This is a genomic window from Tardiphaga alba (assembly GCF_018279705.1).
Taxonomy (GTDB): Bacteria; Pseudomonadota; Alphaproteobacteria; order Rhizobiales; family Xanthobacteraceae; genus Tardiphaga; species Tardiphaga alba.
The window spans coordinates 317,327-334,657 of sequence record NZ_CP036498.1; the positions used below are offsets into that span (position 1 = coordinate 317,327).

At 64.7% G+C, this 17,331-nt stretch carries 10 protein-coding genes; all 10 read right to left on the minus strand.

The genetic code is table 11. From position 1 onward, the window contains the following. Positions 1–93 precede the first annotated feature (93 nt). Positions 94–3,591, minus strand: coding sequence for a double-strand break repair helicase AddA (gene addA, locus RPMA_RS01580; RefSeq protein WP_211911189.1), 3,498 nt, complete (start codon positions 3,589–3,591; stop codon positions 94–96). Beyond that, on the minus strand, positions 3,588–6,773 hold the full coding sequence (gene addB / locus RPMA_RS01585) for a double-strand break repair protein AddB (protein WP_211911190.1): 3,186 nt from the start codon (positions 6,771–6,773) through the stop codon (positions 3,588–3,590). Before addB ends, addA begins: the two co-directional genes overlap by 4 nt. A gap of 237 nt (positions 6,774–7,010) precedes the next feature. Then, positions 7,011–7,733, minus strand: a complete 723-nt coding sequence (locus RPMA_RS01590; RefSeq protein WP_211911191.1) for a nucleotidyltransferase family protein — start codon at positions 7,731–7,733, stop codon at positions 7,011–7,013. Positions 7,734–7,916: 183 nt separating this feature from the next. Further along, positions 7,917–8,243, minus strand: a complete 327-nt coding sequence (locus RPMA_RS01595; protein WP_408056500.1) for a PilZ domain-containing protein — start codon at positions 8,241–8,243, stop codon at positions 7,917–7,919. A gap of 294 nt (positions 8,244–8,537) precedes the next feature. Then, the gene (gene tsaE / locus RPMA_RS01600; protein WP_211911192.1) at positions 8,538–10,061 is read right to left on the minus strand and encodes a tRNA (adenosine(37)-N6)-threonylcarbamoyltransferase complex ATPase subunit type 1 TsaE; all 1,524 of its coding nucleotides are present in this window, start codon (positions 10,059–10,061) and stop codon (positions 8,538–8,540) included. A 186-nt stretch (positions 10,062–10,247) separates the two neighbouring features. After that, the gene (locus RPMA_RS01605; RefSeq protein ID WP_211911193.1) at positions 10,248–12,761 is read right to left on the minus strand and encodes a sensor histidine kinase; all 2,514 of its coding nucleotides are present in this window, start codon (positions 12,759–12,761) and stop codon (positions 10,248–10,250) included. Between the two features lie 291 nt (positions 12,762–13,052). Beyond that, complete coding sequence (gene dut, locus RPMA_RS01610) at positions 13,053–13,511, minus strand: dUTP diphosphatase (RefSeq protein ID WP_211911194.1); 459 nt, start codon at positions 13,509–13,511, stop codon at positions 13,053–13,055. Further along, a complete protein-coding gene (coaBC, locus tag RPMA_RS01615) occupies positions 13,508–14,950 on the minus strand; it encodes a bifunctional phosphopantothenoylcysteine decarboxylase/phosphopantothenate--cysteine ligase CoaBC (RefSeq protein WP_211911195.1) in 1,443 nt (480 codons plus the stop codon). Before coaBC ends, dut begins: the two co-directional genes overlap by 4 nt. Positions 14,951–15,003: 53 nt before the next feature. Further along, a complete protein-coding gene (gene ubiB, locus RPMA_RS01620; protein WP_211911196.1) occupies positions 15,004–16,572 on the minus strand; it encodes a 2-polyprenylphenol 6-hydroxylase in 1,569 nt (522 codons plus the stop codon). Then, on the minus strand, positions 16,569–17,330 hold the full coding sequence (gene ubiE / locus RPMA_RS01625; RefSeq protein WP_211913382.1) for a bifunctional demethylmenaquinone methyltransferase/2-methoxy-6-polyprenyl-1,4-benzoquinol methylase UbiE: 762 nt from the start codon (positions 17,328–17,330) through the stop codon (positions 16,569–16,571). Before ubiE ends, ubiB begins: the two co-directional genes overlap by 4 nt. Position 17,331 lies beyond the last annotated feature (1 nt).

The window sequence follows — 17,331 nt, forward strand, 5'->3', positions numbered from 1 at the left end:
TCCTCGTTCTGTCCAATGAAAGGCGCGGATTGGAATCGCGCGCCGGAATGATGCATCCAACCTATGAACGCCCCTTGCCGGGTCAAGGCATGCTCACGCAGCGATGATGGCGGCCAGCTCCGCGTCCAGCGCGGCGCTGGAAATCTCCATCATCTCAATGGTTTCCGTCCAGAGCAGCGCCGCGCGCACCGGCCTGTCCGGATAAAGCTTGGCCAGCACCCCGCGATACAGCGCGAGCTGCCGGATATAGGCCTTTGGCGCCGCCACCAGCTTGCGCGGCGGGTTGTGGTTGGTCTTGTAATCGACGATCCGCACCTCCGTCGGTGTCACCACCAGCCGGTCGATCTGGCCGGACACGAGGAAGGTCGAGCCGTCCAGCCGGCTCAGCCGCCCGGCCACCGCCACTTCCGCCCGGCTGCCCGGCGCGAACAGCGCGGCGAGGCCGGGTTCTGCCAGCAGCGTCAGCACCTGTTTCGCCAGCGTGCCCCGCTCGATGTCGGTCCAGCCGTCCTTCTGCTCCGCCTTGCGGTTGAGGAAACCCATCGCCGTATCGCGGCGCTTGTCGGCGGCAACGTCCGGCAGCGATTGCAGCAGCCGATGCACGAGCGTGCCGCGCTGCATGGCCATCTTGCGCTGCCGCTCGGCTTCGCCAGGCAGAGCGGTGAAGCGGTCATCATCCTCGGCGTCCGAAGGCCGCAGCAGGCTCTCGCGCCGGGGTTGGTCGCCGATCGTGCCGTGCAGCCAGGCGGGCAGTTCAACCGGCGCAGCCGTCGCCACGGTCGCCGCAGCGCTCAGCGCCGGCACAGGCTCGCCCGGCTTGGTGTAGCGCTTCACCGTGCCATCCGGCGGCGGCACCTGCTGCATGTGCAGGCCGGAATTCTCCAGCCCTTTCTGGATCAGGTCATACCAGGAGTGCTCGCGCACAGCGTTGCGGTTGCCGGGCATGCAGCCGCCGACGATCAGCCGGTCCGCCGCGCGTGTCATCGCCACATAGAGCAGCCGCCGATACTCGTCCTCGGTGTCCTGGATCATGGCCGCGCGCGCCAGCGCCACGGCTTCCGGATCGTCGCTCTTCTTGCCGGCCCACACCACCACGCCGGATGGACCCGGCGCGGCATTGCCCTGCGGCACATGGATCAGGTTCATCCGCTGCGAATCCGATGGCGATGACGTGGTGTCGATCATGAACACCACGGGCGCCTCGAGGCCCTTGGCGCCATGTACCGTCATCACCCGCACCTCGTCGCGGGTGATCTCCATGTCGCGCTTCACTTCGGTGTCCGCTGCGCGCAGCCAGGCGACAAAGCCCTGCAACGAGGCCGGCGCCTTGCGTTCATAGCCGAGCGCGAGTTCGAGGAACTCGTCGAGCGCATCATTGGCCTCGAAGCCGAGGCGCTTCAGGATGCGCGCCCGCCCGCCATCACCGCCGAGCAGCCACGCATAGAAGGCGAATGGCGTCTCGCTGGCAAAACGCCGTTCACAGGCGATCAGCCGCGTCAGCGCATTGTTCAGCTTCGCATCGCTTGCGGCCTTCACGCCGAGCGCGTCGCGCAGCGATCCCGTTCGCTCCCATGCGATGGTGTAGAGATCGTCGTCATCAAGCCCGAACAGCGGGCTCTTCAGCACCGTGGCGAGCGCCAGATCGTCTTGCGGCAGCAGCAGTGCGTCCGCGAGATTCATCAGATCAATGATGGCGATATGTTCGGTGAGCTTCAGCCGGTCGGCGCCGGCCACGGGCACGCCGGCATGTTTCAGCGCCTGGATGATGGCATCGAACGCCGCGCCACGCCGCCGCACCAGGATCAGCATGTCGCCGTAAGACAGCCGTCGCCTTTTGCCGAGCGGTCCGGTCTCCGTCTTGGCTGCGATCAGCTCCTTGATCTCGGCCTGCACGCGCCGCGCCAGCTTCACTTCCGGGCTGGTCTCGGAGCGCTTGTCGAACGGCGCATCCCAGCCTTCGATGCTGGGGCGCTCGTCCGGCTGTTCCAGCTCCCACAGGTCGATCAGGCTCGGGCCGGCATCGTCCAGCGATTCATGCTGTGGATAGGCGCTCTCATTGTGGATGCTGCGATAGATCGCCTCATCGCGAAACACATGATCGACCGATTGCAGGATCGCGGCACCGGTGCGAAACGAATAAGTGAAGGCGACCGGATCGAATTGCAGCCCGGCCTTAGTGAAACGCGACTGCAATGCGCGCCGCCGCTCGTCGAATTCGCGCGGCGCCGCGCCCTGGAACGAGAAGATCGATTGCTTCTCGTCGCCCACCGCGAAAATGGTGCGCTTGACGCCGTCGCGCGCGCCTTCGCCGGAGGTGAATTCCGCGATCAGATGCGTGAGGATGTCCCATTGCCGCGGGCTCGTATCCTGCGCCTCGTCGATCAGCACGTGATCGACGCCGCGGTCGAGCTTGTAATGCACCCAGCCGGCCGCGCCGGATTCCAGCAGCGTCAGCGTGCGGTCGATCAGGTCGTCGTAATCCAGCAGTCCGCGCTCGATCTTCTCGCGGCGATAGTTTTCGGCCACCTGGCTTGCGATCACCAACAGCGATTCCGTGCGCTCGCGCATGGCAACACCGCGGCGGCGATCCAGCAGGGTGATGATGCGATCGCCCTCACGCTGAAGCGTGGCGATGACGCCGGGATAGTTGTCGACGATCTTCTTGGTCGCGAGCGATTTGCGGAGGGACTGTTCCTTGGTCAGGAACAGTTCAAGATATTTCTCGACCTGCTCGGTGCCGGAGAGAACCAGCGCATCGCGCAGCCGCGTGGCCTGATCGCCATCGGTCTTGCTGCCGGTGCCGAGAATCTCGGCGACCGCGATCCATTCCTTGCGTGGCAAATGCGGACCATCGACGATCTCCAGCTCGATCGCCTCGCGCGTGTCGGTCGATGACACACCCAGCGTCGCGCAAAGCTGCGCCATCGCCACCTCGGTGGAGCCGGCACGTGCGATCCAGGCCAGGAACTGATCGCGGCTGAGGCTCGCCTCGCGCACCACGTCGCGGAAGGTGACGTCCGCCGCAGATGTCATCGCAATAGTCAGCGCGCGGCCTTCGGCGCTGTTTGGCGCCGCCGCGGCCGCAAGCAGCACCGCCAGCGACGCGCGCTCCATCATCTCGTTCTGGTCGCGGTCATCCAGCACGCTGAAACGGGCAGGGATATTCGCCTCGAATGGAAACTGCTGCAGCAGCCGCGTGCACAGCGCGTGGATGGTCTGCACCTTCAGCCCGCCCGGCGTCTCCAGCGCAGAGGCAAACAACTCGCGCGCCCGGGCGCGCAGCTTCGCATTCGGTGTGGCTACGCCTGCGTTTCTGATTTCTGCGTCGAGTTCGGCGTCGCTGAGCGTGACCCAGTGGCCGAGCCGTGTGAACACGCGCTCCGCCATGTTGGCGGCAGCGGCCTTGGTGAAAGTGACGCAGAGGATTTTCTCCGGCTGCACGTCATTGAGCAGCAGGCGGATAACGCGATTGACCAGCACATAGGTCTTGCCCGAGCCGGCATTGGCCGAGACGAACACCGAGGCGGTCGGGTCGGACGCCAGCTTCTGTTTGGCCGTGGCTGCATCAGGGATTACACGCGGGCCGCTCATGCCTCGCCTCCCGCGCCGCCATTGGCGGACCATTCCTTGATGCGGGCAAGATCGTCGTAGGCGCCGAAGCGGTTCGACCACATGGACAGCGCCAGCGATGTATAGCCGGTGTCCTCATTCTCGAATTTGCGGATCAGCGCTTCCAGCTTTGCGCGCGCCTCGATGGCGGCATCGTCGGGATGCTGTGGCTCGTCCTTGCGCTCGATGCGCAATTCGATCGGCCTTTCCTCGCCTGGCGGATTGTTACCGCTGAGGCGAACATAAGTGAGCTCGCTCACCGACGATCCTGCAGCGATGCCACGGAAACCACCTTCGCGCAGGATGGCGGCTTCCAATGTCAGCTGCGGTGACAAGCCCATGCGCACCTGCTTGCCGGTGGGCGGATTGCCGGTCTTGTAATCCAGCAGCGCAAAGGTGCGGTCGGTGCGGTGCTCGATGCGGTCCGCGCGCGCGGTGAGGCGGAAGACGCGGCCGTGATCGAGCGGGATGTCGATCTGGCCATCCGTCTCGGCATCGATGCTGGCCACATTGATGCGGCGCTCGATTTCCCAATTGGCGAACCATGAGGCGATACGCAGGAAGCGCGGCCACCACAGCGCCTGCGCTTCGGGCCTGTTCATCAGCGGATCGAAATGCACCTTGCCGATGGCGCGCAGGGCGGCAGCGGGATCGTCCGGCAGCGCCTTGTTATGTTCCACCGTGAAATCGCCGATCGCATTGTGGATCGCCGAGCCGCGATCGGCGGCGGAGAGTGGCATGTCCACGGGCTCGAGCGGCGCGAGGCCGAGAATATATCGCGCGTAGATCGAATAGGGATCGCGCAGCCATGTCTCGATGGCGGTGACGGAGAGGCGCAGCGGTCGCGAGTCGCGCGGCGGTTTTGGCTCCGGCTGCGAGACGGGTTTGACCTCGTCCGGCTGATCCAGCATCTCGGCATAGAGCACATATTTTTCGCCGGCCTTGTTCGCCGCCTTCCAGCGCACGTCGCCGGCCACGGCTTCCATGCGATGCAGGAAGCGCGAGGCCACCGCCGGCGCGCCGCCGACTTTCGCCGCATGGCTGAGGATCACCTCGTCATGGCCGAGCAATTGCACGAAGTCATGCGCGGTGAGGCCGATGCGGCGCTCAGGCAGATCGAGGCCGAGCTGATTGCGCATGGGACGGCTGAGCCAGGGATCGGTGCGCGGCGAGGGCGGCCAGATGCCTTCGACGAGGCCGCCGAGAATGACGCGATCCGATTGCGTAAGCCGCGCTTCGAGCTGGCCATAGATGCGCAGTTTTGCATCGGCGACTTCCGGCCGGCGCACGATGCGATCGGCAAAGGCGGTCTGGAATACTTCGGGGTAATCGCGGAGCTGCAGCGTCAAGCCGGAGAGGACGAGACGATCCTCGCTGCCGTCCTCCGGCGTTTCCTTCACGCAGAGATCGTCGAACGCCTTTGCCAGCGCAGTGCCGCCGGTGCGGCCGCCGAGCGCGACGATGCCGCCTTTGTCGTCGGTCGATAGCAGTTCGATCGCCTGCCGATGGCGCTGCGCCACCGCAGCGAAATCGATCGGCCGGACCGGATGAATGCTCTCCAGCGGGGCGAGCGCCTTCTGCAATTCCGAGATCAGGTCGTCGACACGATCGAGCGCGTCGCCCTTTAGTTTTGCGCGCGGCTCGGCGCCATGCACCATGGATGGCTCGCGGCGATGCAGTTTGCCGAGCTCCTCGCGAAACCGCGCAAAATCCTGCTTGAGCCCCATCGTGCCCGGCGCCGGTCGCGTCCCGCGCAGCAGCGCGATCTCCAGCGTCTCGATGGCGTCTTTCCAGCCATGCGCGGGCGCGCCGAGACGAAACAGCGGATGTTTCAGCAGCGCGAGCAGCGTTGCGGGCTCCAGTTGCTCGGCCGCAGTCTCTGCCACGAGCCTCGCAAAGATGCCGGCCGATGTTTCGGTCAGCGCATCGCCGCCGGAATCGTCGAACAGCAGATTCCAGCGTCCCAGCGCCGCCATCACGCGCCGTGCCAATGCACGGTCGGGCGTCACCAGTGCGGCGGATTTCTTCTGTTCATGCGCCTCGCGCATCGCGATCGCGATGGCGAGTGCTTCCATTTCGGGATTGGCGGCAGCGATGACCGAGAGTTTCGTCATGCCGGCCGCGATCTTCTGCTCCACCGCGGGATCGCTCAGCCGCTTGTGCCACTGCGCTGTCGCATTGGACGGCCGCATCGCTTCCGAGGCCAGCAACTCACGCCCGTGCGGGGATGGCGTGCCGAGGATGGTCACATCGCTGCGCTTGATTGCAAAGCGCTCCAGCAGCGCATGCAGCGCATATTGCGGATGGTTGGATGCGGAAGCCTCGACAAAACCGAGCATGTCGCGGTGGCCGCCGATCAGCGTCCATGAGGCTTCGTCGAGATCGGTGTCGAGCCCTGGCAGCACCACGGCGCCCTGCGCGAGTTGCGCCACCGCATGCAGGAATTTCGCCGTGGTCGGCATCGAGCCGGTGGAGCCGGCGGCGATGATCGGCCCACCCGTATGCGCCTTCAACCGCGCGGCTTCCGCATCGATCAGCAGGTCGCGCCGCACCGCCGGTTCGATGCGGTCGCGGCCTATGAGTTCGGCAGGCCACCACTCACGCGCGATTTTGAGAAAGCCGAGTGTGAGTTGCCAGTATCGGTCATGCGCATCGGGCACCAGCGCGTCGAGATTGGACCAATCGACTTTTCGCGTCGCCATGTCGTCCATCAGCCGCGCGAGGTCGTCGCCGAGCGCGAGCATGGAGGCGGGGCCGCCAGCCACCAGTGGCGCCTGCGTGGTGTCTTCGGGCCTGATCTGCTTTGCCCAGGCGCCGATCAGCTGCGCCAACAGTAAGCGGCGCTGCAAGCCATCGAGCGCTTCCGGCACATCCGGCAGATCGAGTGCGTCAGGCGCTGCGGCATGTGCGAAAGCGAGTTCTTCCTCGTCCACATCGCCGAGCGGCACGATGCGCGGCAGCAGCACCGCGTCGCCGCCGAGCACATCGAGGAACACCTCCTGCGCCATGCGCCCGGCGCGGCGGGTCGGGAGATAGAGCGTGACGGTGGCGAGTTTTGCGCGATCGCTGCGTGCCTCGAAGCCCGGCACGAGGGTGCCATCTACCAGCGCGGCAATCAGCGTGCGCAGGAATGGCACTGATGATGGAATGGTGAAAACGCGCATGATGGGCCCGATTCGGAGAACGGGCGCATCATGGCATGACGAGGGAAGCGGCGGGAGTCGCGAAGCTCCGTTCACCTCTCCCCACCGGGGAGAGGTCGCGCGCCCTTGCGCGCGGGTGAGGGGGCTACACGTAACGTCGGCGTGTGGGGCACCCCTCACCCGGCTTGCTACGCAATCCGACCTCTCCCCGGTGGGGAGAGGTGAACAGAGCGCCATCTCAAGAATGAATGAAAAGAGTTACGCCACGCTGGCGAGGAACGCGTCTTCTGCGGCGCGGACGGCGTCGGGCGTGCCGACATGCATCCACACGCCGTCCATGCGCAATCCGTAAAGCCGCTCGTCTTCATTGGCGCGGTCGAACAGCAGTGTCAGCGGAAACTCGCCGTCCGGGACGTCCTTGAAAATCGCCGGGGAGATGATCGCGACGCCGGCATAGACGAACGGCACCACCTGGTTTTCCTTGCGGCGGCGCAGCGTGCCGTCGGTACGCATCTCGTAGTCGCCCTTGCCCGAATAGCCGATGCTGTTCGCGGTCGGCGCCATCAGAAGCAGAATGTCCATCTTGGCCGGATCGAAACTTTCCGCGAGGCGCGCGAGATTCGGTCGCGCCCCGTCGATCCACATCGTATCGGCATTGAGATGATAGAACGGCGCATCGCCGAGCAGCGGCAGCGCCTTCACCACGCCGCCGCCGGTACCGAGCACCTGATCGCGTTCGTCGGAGATCGTCATCTTTGGCGCGCTGCGCGACTTCACATGATCGATGATCATGTCCGGCAGGTAGTGCACATTGACCACGGCCTCGCTGATATCGGCGGCAGCCAGCTTGTCGAGCACGTGATCCAGCAAAGGCTGGCCGGCGACAGGCACGAGCGGCTTCGGCATGGTCTCGGTCAGCGGGCGCATGCGCAGGCCGAGGCCGGCAGCGAGAACCATGGCTTTGGTGGGTTTCACGGACATGTCGTTTCGTCTCGGCGTCGATTCTTATCAATTGCGGAGAGTGTAGCACGGCGCGCGTGGCCGCGCATAAATTGGTCGAGCAATAATGAGGCGACATGACGGAGGTGCGACACCATCACGCGCTGAGTGTGGATCTACACACGAACTGATTTGAAACCTTGTCGTCGCGCGATGGGAGCATGCTCAGGCATCTGCTTCCTCATTCTCGGTGCGCCGTGCAGCTTTCTTCTTCTTGTCGCCAGGTTTGAGGAAATTCACACCGATCTGGTCGCCATTCACCCAGCCAAGCTCACAGCGGCGATAGGCCAGACCCGTCGATGAGAGCAGCAGAAAGAATTCTTTTAGATTGAGGCCTTCGACGGAGGTCTCGACGGTCAGCTTGGCACCGACTTCGGAAACGTCCTCGAGGATGCAGGAACGCCGCCAGGTGCCGTCGATGCCCATCATCTGCGCGGGAAAGCCGCGCTCGAAAACCACCCTGTGATCCGTTCGCCGTTCAGTGGTCGCCATGATCGATCCCTACTCAGTACCGAAAGCCCCACAGGTGAGGCTTGGCCGATCTTGGTGCCGAGAGTAAGTCGATCAGGGCTAAGATTGCGTTAAGGATTTCCTTTCCCTCCCCCAAGCGGCGCAGCCGCGCGGTGGGGAGGGTGGATCGAAGCGAGCGTTTAGCGAGTTTCGAGACGGGTGGGGTGCTTCCACAAGCTCTGACGTCGCGTGGGGAGAGACCCCACCCGGCGCTGCGCGCCACCCTCCCCATTCGCTCCGCTCCGGGGAGGGAAAAGCACTCTCGTCGCGTTCGAACTATCCCTGCGGCGGCGGAACGTGCCGTTCATACCAATCGCGAAACACCGCCAGGGTCGGATGCGCCAGCGAGCGGTTGAGATAGGTCCAGATGCGCGGCTGGTGTTTGAGATAATGCGGCTTGCCGTCGCGCCGATTGAGCCGTGCGAAAGTGCCGAGCAGTCGTGTGTTCCGCTGTGCGGACATGATCGCGTATATTTCGGCAAATGACGCCGGATCGAAATCCGGCTCGGCGGCCAGGCGCGCCTTGATGTAGCGCGTCAGCATCGCCAGTTCGATCTGTTCGGGCACGTCGATTCGCGCGTCCTGCAGCAGCGACACCACGTCATAGGCGGCAGGGCCGAGCACGGTGTCCTGAAAATCGATGACGCCGACCTGATTGATGCCGTCGCGGTCACCGAGCCAGATCATGTTGGGCGAATGGAAATCGCGCAGCACCCATGTTTTCGGCGCGGCTTCGATGGCGCTCAGCATGTCGCGCCACATGGCGAAGAATTCGGCTTGCAGCACTTCGCCCGGGGCAGCATCGCGGTCCGGAAGATACCACTCAGGCATCAGGCCGACTTCGATCAACAGTGCCTCGGTATCGAAGACGGGAATGGCGTAATCCTGATGCGGCAGCAGGGGCAGGCGCTCGGGCAGCGCCTTGCCATGCAGCATCGCCAGCATGTCGGTCGCGGCCTGATAGCGCTCCACGATCGGCGCGAAGGGTGTGCCCTCGATCACGCCTTCGGTGCCAAAGTCTTCCGTGATCAGGAAGCCGGCATCCAGATCGGCGTGATGAATCGCCGGCGCTGAAATGCCCTGCGCGCGCAGCCCGTTCGCGATGGCAACGAAAGGCCTGACGTCCTCGGCGAGATGCACCGCCGCGCTGTAGGACTTGCCGCCATAGACCGGCGCGCCGTCCGGCCGCTTCGGTGCATTCATCAGAATGAAGACGCCGTCGTCGCGGATCAGACGTGCGTAGGAGCGTGTCGAGGCGTCGCCCGCCATGCGCCGGCGTCCGGCATCGAGATAGCGTGCTTCGTCAAGAAATTCGCGCAGCACCTGCAGTCGCTGTACGATGGCTGCGGCCTTGCCATGCCCGGTGATCTCTGCGGCGCGCGCCAGCGAGCCCAGCGCCGGGCGATGCGTCAGCGTGATTTCGATGCGGTCTGCCGGCAGATCGCCGTCGGCCCGCTCCGGCCATTCGATCAACGCCACCGTGCCTTCGGGCAGCGGAGACAGGCCGATTTCTTCCATCTCGCCGGGATCGGTGATGCGATAGAGATCGGCATGCACCAGCGGGAATGATGGCAGGTCGTAACTTTGCGCCAGCGTGAAAGTGGGGCTCGGCACTTCGAGCTCGTCGTCGCCGGCGAGATAGCGGATCATCGCGCGGGCCGCGGACGTCTTGCCGGCGCCGAGATCGCCGGACAGCGTGATGACGTCACCGGCGCTGATCAGCAGCGCAAGGTCGGCCATCAAAGCGGCGGTGGCGTCTTCGTTCGGGAGTGCGAGGGAGAACGCGAAGGGCCCCGTCATGGCCGGGCTCGCTCACCTCTCCCCACCGGGGAGAGGTCGACCGGCGAAGCCGGGCGGGTGAGGGGGCTTCCCCAAACTCTGTCGCCCGCGGTTGCCCCTCACCCGCGCGCAAGGGCGCGCGACCTCTCCCCGGCGGGGAGAGGTGACCGAGCGCCGTCGTGATTGTGGCGTGTGAGGAAAGGCCGCTCATTCGGCCGCGTTACGATGTGCGGTTTGGTCCAAAGGGAATTCACAGCTCACCGTGGTGCCCTTTCCGACCGTCGAATCGATCCGCACCTTGCCGCCATGGAGTTCGACGAAGGAGCGCACCAGCGACAGGCCGAGACCGGCGCCGCGATGGCGCGAGCCGTTGGCATGGCTCTCGAACCAGTCGAACATCTTGTCCTGCATGTCCGGCGGAATGCCGGGGCCGCGATCGGTCACCGAGAAGATGATCATGTGTTCGGTGCGCGCCGCGCGCAGCGTCACAGCCGAATCATGCGGTGCGAAGCCAACTGCATTGGCGAGCAGATTGTACAGCACCTGCACGACGCGGCTTTCATCGCCGATGAAGCTGCCGATGTTGGGATCCGCATCGATCTGCAACGCGATGCGGTCGCGCACCAGGCGATCCTGCACGCCTTCGGCCGCGGCATCGATGGTCTTGCGGATATCGATCGGACCGAGATTGAGCGACATCGCGCCGGCATCGATGGTGGCGAGATCCAGGATATTATTGATGATCGCCAGCAAGGCGCTGGTCGATGTCGTGATGTAATCTAAATACTCGGCCTGCTTGGAGAGCAGCGGGCCAGTGGTCGGGTCGCTGAGCAGATGCGCGAAGCCGATGATGGTGGTGAGCGGGGAGCGCAGCTCGTAGGAGACGTGGTGGACGAAATCCACCTTCATCTGGTCGGCGGCTTCCAGCGCCTCGTTGCGCTCGCGCAGCGCCCGCTCGACGTTCTCGGCGTCCGAAATGTCCTGGAAGGTCAGCATGGTCGCGCCGTCGGGCAGCGGCATGCTCATGCAGGCGAGCACGCTGCCGTCCTTGCGCTCCATCTTCAACGGCACGGGTGCACGATTGTCGATGGAGGTAATGGCGCCGCGGATCGTCTGCCAGACGGCGGGATCGTCGAACAGCGGCCGGCACAGCGTCTCGACCATTTCGATATGGGGCTCTTGCTCCAGCGTCTCGTCCGACAGCCGCCACATCTTGGCGAAGGACGGGTTGAACAGCTGGGCACGGCCATTGCTGCCGAACACCGCGACGGCTTCGGCAAGGTTGTCGAGCGTCTCGCGCTGAACGCGGATCAACCCATCGAAGCGCCGTGCAAGATCCAGCCGCTCGGTGACGTCGTCATAGAGATAGGTGACGCCGCCTTCGGGATTCGGCGTGGTGACGATGGAGAGCGCGCGGCCGTCTGGCAGATACCAGACATCCTTATGCGCCTCATTGGCGTGATAGGCCTCGTGCAGCTTCGTCTTCCAGGCGCGGAAATTCGGCTGTTCCGGCAGCTTGCGCGCCGCACGCAGGCGGTCCAGCACGCTGGAGTCGTCGGGATTGCTGTCCAGGAATGCGCGGTCGAGATCCCACAGGCGACGATAGGCGTCGTTGTAGAAGGCGAGCCGGCGCTGGCCGTCGAATACGGCGACGCCGGAGGAGAGCTGGTCCAGCGTGCGGCGATGCGCTTCCGCCATGCGCAGCAATGCGGCCTTAAGTGCAGCAGCCTCACTGGCATCGATGGCCATGCCGGCGCTGCCATTGCCGATGCGCGCGGCATGGACGTCAAAGATGCGCCGTTCGCCAGAGATCACCACGGGAACGCGGGCCGTGAAGGGCTGATTGTCGTTCAGCACGCGCGTCAGGCTGGCGCGATGATCGCTGTCGAGCAGTTCGAGATTGCGCGCCACGGCATCGGTCACGTCGCTGGCTTCGGTGGCGTGCACATAGGCGACATTGGCAAAGCTGAGCTTGCCGTCGGCATGCCGCGCCCAGATCGGGAATGGCGCGGCATTGGCGAAGCCGCGCAGCGTCTCGCTCTCCTCGCTGAGTTCCCGGTAGCGCAGCGTCATCTCGGCCAGCTCGCGGCGCAGTCCGCTGAGTTCGCGAATGCGCAGGATCGCCTGGCCACCGATGGCGCGGCCCATCGCTTCGATGGCGCGGCCGGTGGAGGTGGTGAGATTGAGCACAAAACCTTCGCCGGCATCGAGCAGCGCATCGACGGCGTGGTCCATCCGCAGCGCGGGTTCTGGCGGCAGCCATGTGCCGAAAGCGAGGATGCGTTGCGGCTGGTGGGTCTGTGGGTCCTGCGACATCATGATCGCGGTGTCGCCGGAAATATCGGGGCGCTTGTCGCCGGCCGCCCAGGAAACCAGCACCTGCGGTTCGGTGAACAGCAAGGCGCGGAAACGGTCCGCTTCGGTCTGCAAGGCATGCAGTTCGTTGCGCAACTTGGTCTCGGTGCGTGCTGCGCGCTGGCGGTTGCGCATCAGCAGGATGGCGCAGACGACGGAGAAGCCGAGCACGGCGCCGCCGGTGGTGAGCGCGGCGATTTCCTGGCGGTCGAGATCGAGCAGGCCGGCAAGCGTCAGCGGCGAGTCGTCCGCCGCAAGCGCGCAGGAGGCGAGTGCGGTGGACGCACCAATGCCGACAAGCCCGTCACGCACCATGGCAGTGCATGCGAGCCAGGTCCGACGCATCACTGCGGTCACGCCTGACATGAATTGCCCCAAAAAGCCGCACGGATTCTCAGGCGGCCCCACACCACCTCAGACGAATCGTTGGACAGTATCTGCTTCGGGAGTCGGCCGGTAAGAGTCCAGACCGTGAACGATGACCGCGGCCTTAAAAAATGCCGCCGCGTTTGAATCGAATTGCGCAGAGTGTGACGAAAAGACTCGGTCTATTGCGTAGCCCGGATGGAGCGAAGCGCAATCCGGGGACCGGCGTTTCAGCTGGGTTGGCCTGTCCCTGCATTGCGCTGCGCTTCATGCAGGCTACGGATTCGCGTTCTATCTTCCTGTCGATCCAAACCCGCCACTGCCGCGTTCCGTTTCGCCGAGAGCTTGCACCAGCACGAGTTCCGCCTGGCTCACGGGCGCAATCACCATCTGCGCGATTCGCTCCCCGCGCTTGATCGTGAAGGCGGCGCTGCCGTGGTTGATCAGGATCACCGCGATCTCGCCGCGGTAATCCGCATCGATGGTGCCGGGTGAGTTCAGCACGGTAATGCCGTGCTTGGCGGCGAGGCCGGAGCGCGGGCGCACCTGCGCCTCATAACCGGGCGGCAGCGCGATGCTCAGTGCCGTCGGTACCATCGCGACCTTGCCGGGCTCCAGGATGACCGGTGCGGAATCCGGTACCGCTGCGAGAAGATCCATCCCCGCCGCATGCGCGGTCTGATAGGCCGGCAGCGGCAGGCCTGCGCCATGCGGCAATTGCTGGACTTCGACTTTGACAGTGCTGCTCATGATGTCTCTTTCGCGAGAGAGGAGGCGATGCGCGCGACCAGCGTCACGGCAACGTCCTCCTTGCTCATTGGCGCCCATGAATCAACGGCGATCTCGCCGCTCTCCTTGTCGCGCGTGAGCAAATTCACAGTGTTGCTGTCGCCGCCCATGATGCCGGTGGCTGGCGAGACGTCATTGGCGACGATCCAGTCGCAGCCCTTGCGCTTTATCTTGGCGGTCGCGTTGTCGATCAGATGCTCGGTCTCGGCGGCGAAGCCGATCACCAGCGGCGGGCGGTTCGTTCCGCGCTTCGAGATGGTCGCGAGAATGTCGGGATTTTCGGTGAGCTGCAGCGGCGGCATCGCTTCGCCGGCCTTCTTCTTGATCTTCTGCGCGCCCTCGCTGACGACGCGCCAGTCGGCGACCGCTGCCGCGAAGATCGCGATGTCGACCGGAAGTGCTGCTTCCACGGCGCTCAGCATGTCGCGCGCGGATTCCACATGCTTCACGTCCACGCCGCGGGGCTCATCAAGCTCCACCGGGCCGGACACCAGAATCACCTCAGCGCCCGCGGACCGCGCGGCATCGGCAATCGCAAAGCCCTGCTTGCCCGAGGAGCGATTGGCGATATAGCGCACGGGATCGATGGGCTCATGCGTTGGCCCCGCGGTAATCAGGATGCGCTTGCCTTTCAGGGGCTGCGGACGCTGCGGCCGCAGCAGTGCATTCGCGGCTTCCGCAATCTCCGTCGGCTCCGCCATGCGGCCGGTGCCGGCTTCATTGCGCTCGGCCATCTCGCCGGCATTGGGCCCGATCATGCGGATGCCATCGCGCTGCAGCTGCGCGACATTGCGCTTTGTTGCGGCATTGCCCCACATCAGCGGGTTCATCGCCGGTGCGATCAGGATCGGTTTGTTGGAGGCGAGAAGGATGGCGGATGCCAGGTCATCCGCATGCCCGTTTGCCATCTTGGCCATCAGGTCCGCCGTCGCCGGCGCCACAACGATCAGGTCGCATTCGCGCGCCAGGCGGATATGCCCGGCATCGAACTCGCTCTGGGGGTCGAACAGGTCGGTATAGGCGCGCTCATTGGAGAGGGCGCTTGCCGCCAGTGCGGTAACGAATTTCTGCGCGGCCTGGGTGAGGACGACCCGAACGTGAATGCCGCGCTCCTTGATCCGGCGGATCAGGTCGAGCGACTTGTACGCCGCGATGCCGCCGCCGATGATCAGCGTGACCTTGGGCTGGGTGCCGGCCTGCGGCGGTGCCGTGTCGCGCGACGTCGGGGCGATCGGCGCGGTGTCCGCGGGCAGGCCGGCGGCCCCGGCGCGGCCACCTTGTGCCGCCTCACGCAGGATGACCCGGACTTCGTCCTCCACGGACCGCCCGTTGCGTGCGGCCCGGAGCCGGATGTCGTCCCGGATCGCGTCGTCGAGATTGCGAATGGAGAGATTGGCCATGACCGCCTCGCATGATTTGACAGCAATGCTAGCACAATATGCTAGCGGTGCAATCAGCGGACAGTGAGCAGGATCCCGATAAAGGTCAGCGCGATCACCCAGATGCCGATGGTTCGCCACCTGGTCTGCTTGGCCCGGATCCGGCCAATGGCGGCAATGGTCTCGTCGTCGAGCCGGACGCCATTGCGCGTCATGGTCTCGAGCTGCTCCAGCACCGTCATCGCGCGCGTCGCCAGCGCCGGCAATCCGGAGGCTGCCTTACCGAGTTCACCGGCCCCCGCCAGCGCGCCCTGGATCTTGCCGAGCGGCCCGAGATTGCGCTCGATCCACTCGCGGACGACGGGATCGGCCACTTTCCAGATATCCAGTTTCGGATCGAAAGTGCGGGCGACGCCTTCGACCACCACCATGGTCTTCTGCAGCAGGATCAATTCCGGTCGCGTCTGCATGTCGAACAGGCCGGTGATTTCCAGCAGCAAGGTCAACAGCCTGGCCATGGAGATTTCTTCGGCCGTGCGGTTATGGATCGGCTCGCCGATCGCCCGGATCGCCTGCGCGAAATTCTCCACCGAGTGATGCGCCGGCACATAGCCGGCCTCGAAATGCACTTCGGCCACGCGACGATAATTGCGGGTGATGAAGCCGAGCAGGATCTCGGCCAGAAATCTTCGCTCCTTCAGGCCGAGCCGGCCCATGATGCCGAAATCCACCGCAACAAGGCGGCCGTCATTACCGAGAAACAGGTTTCCCGGATGCATGTCGGCATGGAAGAAGCCGTCGCGCAACGCGTGGCGCAGGAAGCTCTGGATCACCTTGCGGCCGAGATCGGGCAGATCGACATGCGATTCCGCCAGGCGCTTGTGATCGTTCAGCGCGATGCCGTCGATCCACTCCATCGTCAGCACATTGTGCGACGTGCGGTCCCAGTCGACTTCGGGGACGCGGAAATCCGGATCGTTCTTCGTGTTCTCCGCCATCTCCGAGAGTGCGGCGGCTTCCAGCCGCAAATCCATCTCCATCGCGACCGAGCGCGACATCACGGTGATGATTTCGATCAGGCGCAGACGGCGCGCTTCGGCGGAATACTGCTCGGCATTGCGCGCGACGAAGAAGAAATCGCCGAGGTCGCGGCGGAATTGCGCGGACACATTCGGGCGCAGTACCTTCACGGCTACGGTCTTGCGTACGCCGTCTTTCACGATCTCCGCGCGATGCACCTGCGCGATCGAGGCTGCAGCCACCGGTGGCGAGAAGCTCGCATAGAGCTGCGCCATCGGCCGTTCCAGCGAAGCCGCCACCACATGCTCGGCTTCGGTATTGGAGAAGGGCGGCAGGCGGTCCTGCAGGTTTTCGAGGTCGCGCGCCATGGCGACGCCGACCACGTCGGGCCGTGTCGCCAGAAATTGGCCGAGCTTCAAATAAGCCGGCCCCAGGCGCGTCAGCGCGCGGGAGAGCTTTGGTCCGGTCTGCGCATTCTTGCGTTCGATCAGCCGCGCGATTTTCACCGCCAGCAGCGCCGGCGGCGGTATCAGTGCGGGATCGACGGCGCCGAACACGCCTTCGCGCGCAAAGACGATGCCGGCGCGGGCGAGGCGCGTGATATGCGAGAGAGCAGAGATCACAAACGCCAGCCCGAATGCAGCGCGACGATGCCGCCGGAGAGCATGTCGTATTTCACCCTGTTGAATCCGGCATCGCGGATCATGTCGGTGAAGACGGGAGGCCGCGGAAACTTGCGGATGGATTCGACCAGATACTGGTAGGATTCGGAGTCGCCGGTGACCGCCTTGCCCATCGGTGGGATCACCTTGAACGAGAACAGGTCATAGATCTTGTCGAGGCCGGGCACGTCCACCGTCGAGAATTCGAGGCAGAGGAAGCGGCTGCCGGGCTTCAGCACGCGATAGGCCTCTTTCAGCGCGCGGTCGATGCGCGGCACGTTGCGGATGCCGAAGGCGATCGTATAAGCGTCGAAGCTCTTGTCTTCGAATGGCAGCTCCTCGGCATTGCCCTCGATGAACGAGACCTGATGTTCCAGATGCTGCTTGATGGCGCGCTCGCGGCCGACCTCGAGCATCCCCGTATTGATGTCGCAGACCGTGGCCGCGAAGCCGAGGCCCGAGGCCTTGGCAGCGCGGAACGAGATGTCGCCGGTACCGCCGGCGACGTCGAGCAGCGCGAAGGGCGCGTCCGAGCGCGGCGGGTTCAGCGTGTTGATCATCACGTCTTTCCAGACGCGATGCATGCCGCCGGACATCAGGTCGTTCATCAGGTCGTAGCGCTGGGCCACGCTGTGAAACACCTCATTCACCAGCGTCTGCTTCTCGCCGACGGGAACGTCCCGGAAGCCGAAATGCGTGGTGTCGCCCGGCTGATCCATG

Bases quoted from the DNA above. Each gene is read 5' to 3' on its own strand.
- addA (WP_211911189.1), bottom strand. From the start codon at position 3,591: ATGAGCGGCCCGCGTGTAATCCCTGATGCAGCCACGGCCAAACAGAAG.
- addB (WP_211911190.1), bottom strand. From the start codon at position 6,773: ATGCGCGTTTTCACCATTCCATCATCAGTGCCATTCCTGCGCACGCTG.
- RPMA_RS01590 (WP_211911191.1), bottom strand. From the start codon at position 7,733: ATGTCCGTGAAACCCACCAAAGCCATGGTTCTCGCTGCCGGCCTCGGC.
- RPMA_RS01595 (WP_408056500.1), bottom strand. From the start codon at position 8,243: ATGGCGACCACTGAACGGCGAACGGATCACAGGGTGGTTTTCGAGCGC.
- tsaE (WP_211911192.1), bottom strand. From the start codon at position 10,061: ATGACGGGGCCCTTCGCGTTCTCCCTCGCACTCCCGAACGAAGACGCC.
- RPMA_RS01605 (WP_211911193.1), bottom strand. From the start codon at position 12,761: ATGTCAGGCGTGACCGCAGTGATGCGTCGGACCTGGCTCGCATGCACT.
- dut (WP_211911194.1), bottom strand. From the start codon at position 13,511: ATGAGCAGCACTGTCAAAGTCGAAGTCCAGCAATTGCCGCATGGCGCA.
- coaBC (WP_211911195.1), bottom strand. From the start codon at position 14,950: ATGGCCAATCTCTCCATTCGCAATCTCGACGACGCGATCCGGGACGAC.
- ubiE (WP_211913382.1), bottom strand. From the start codon at position 17,330: ATGGATCAGCCGGGCGACACCACGCATTTCGGCTTCCGGGACGTTCCC.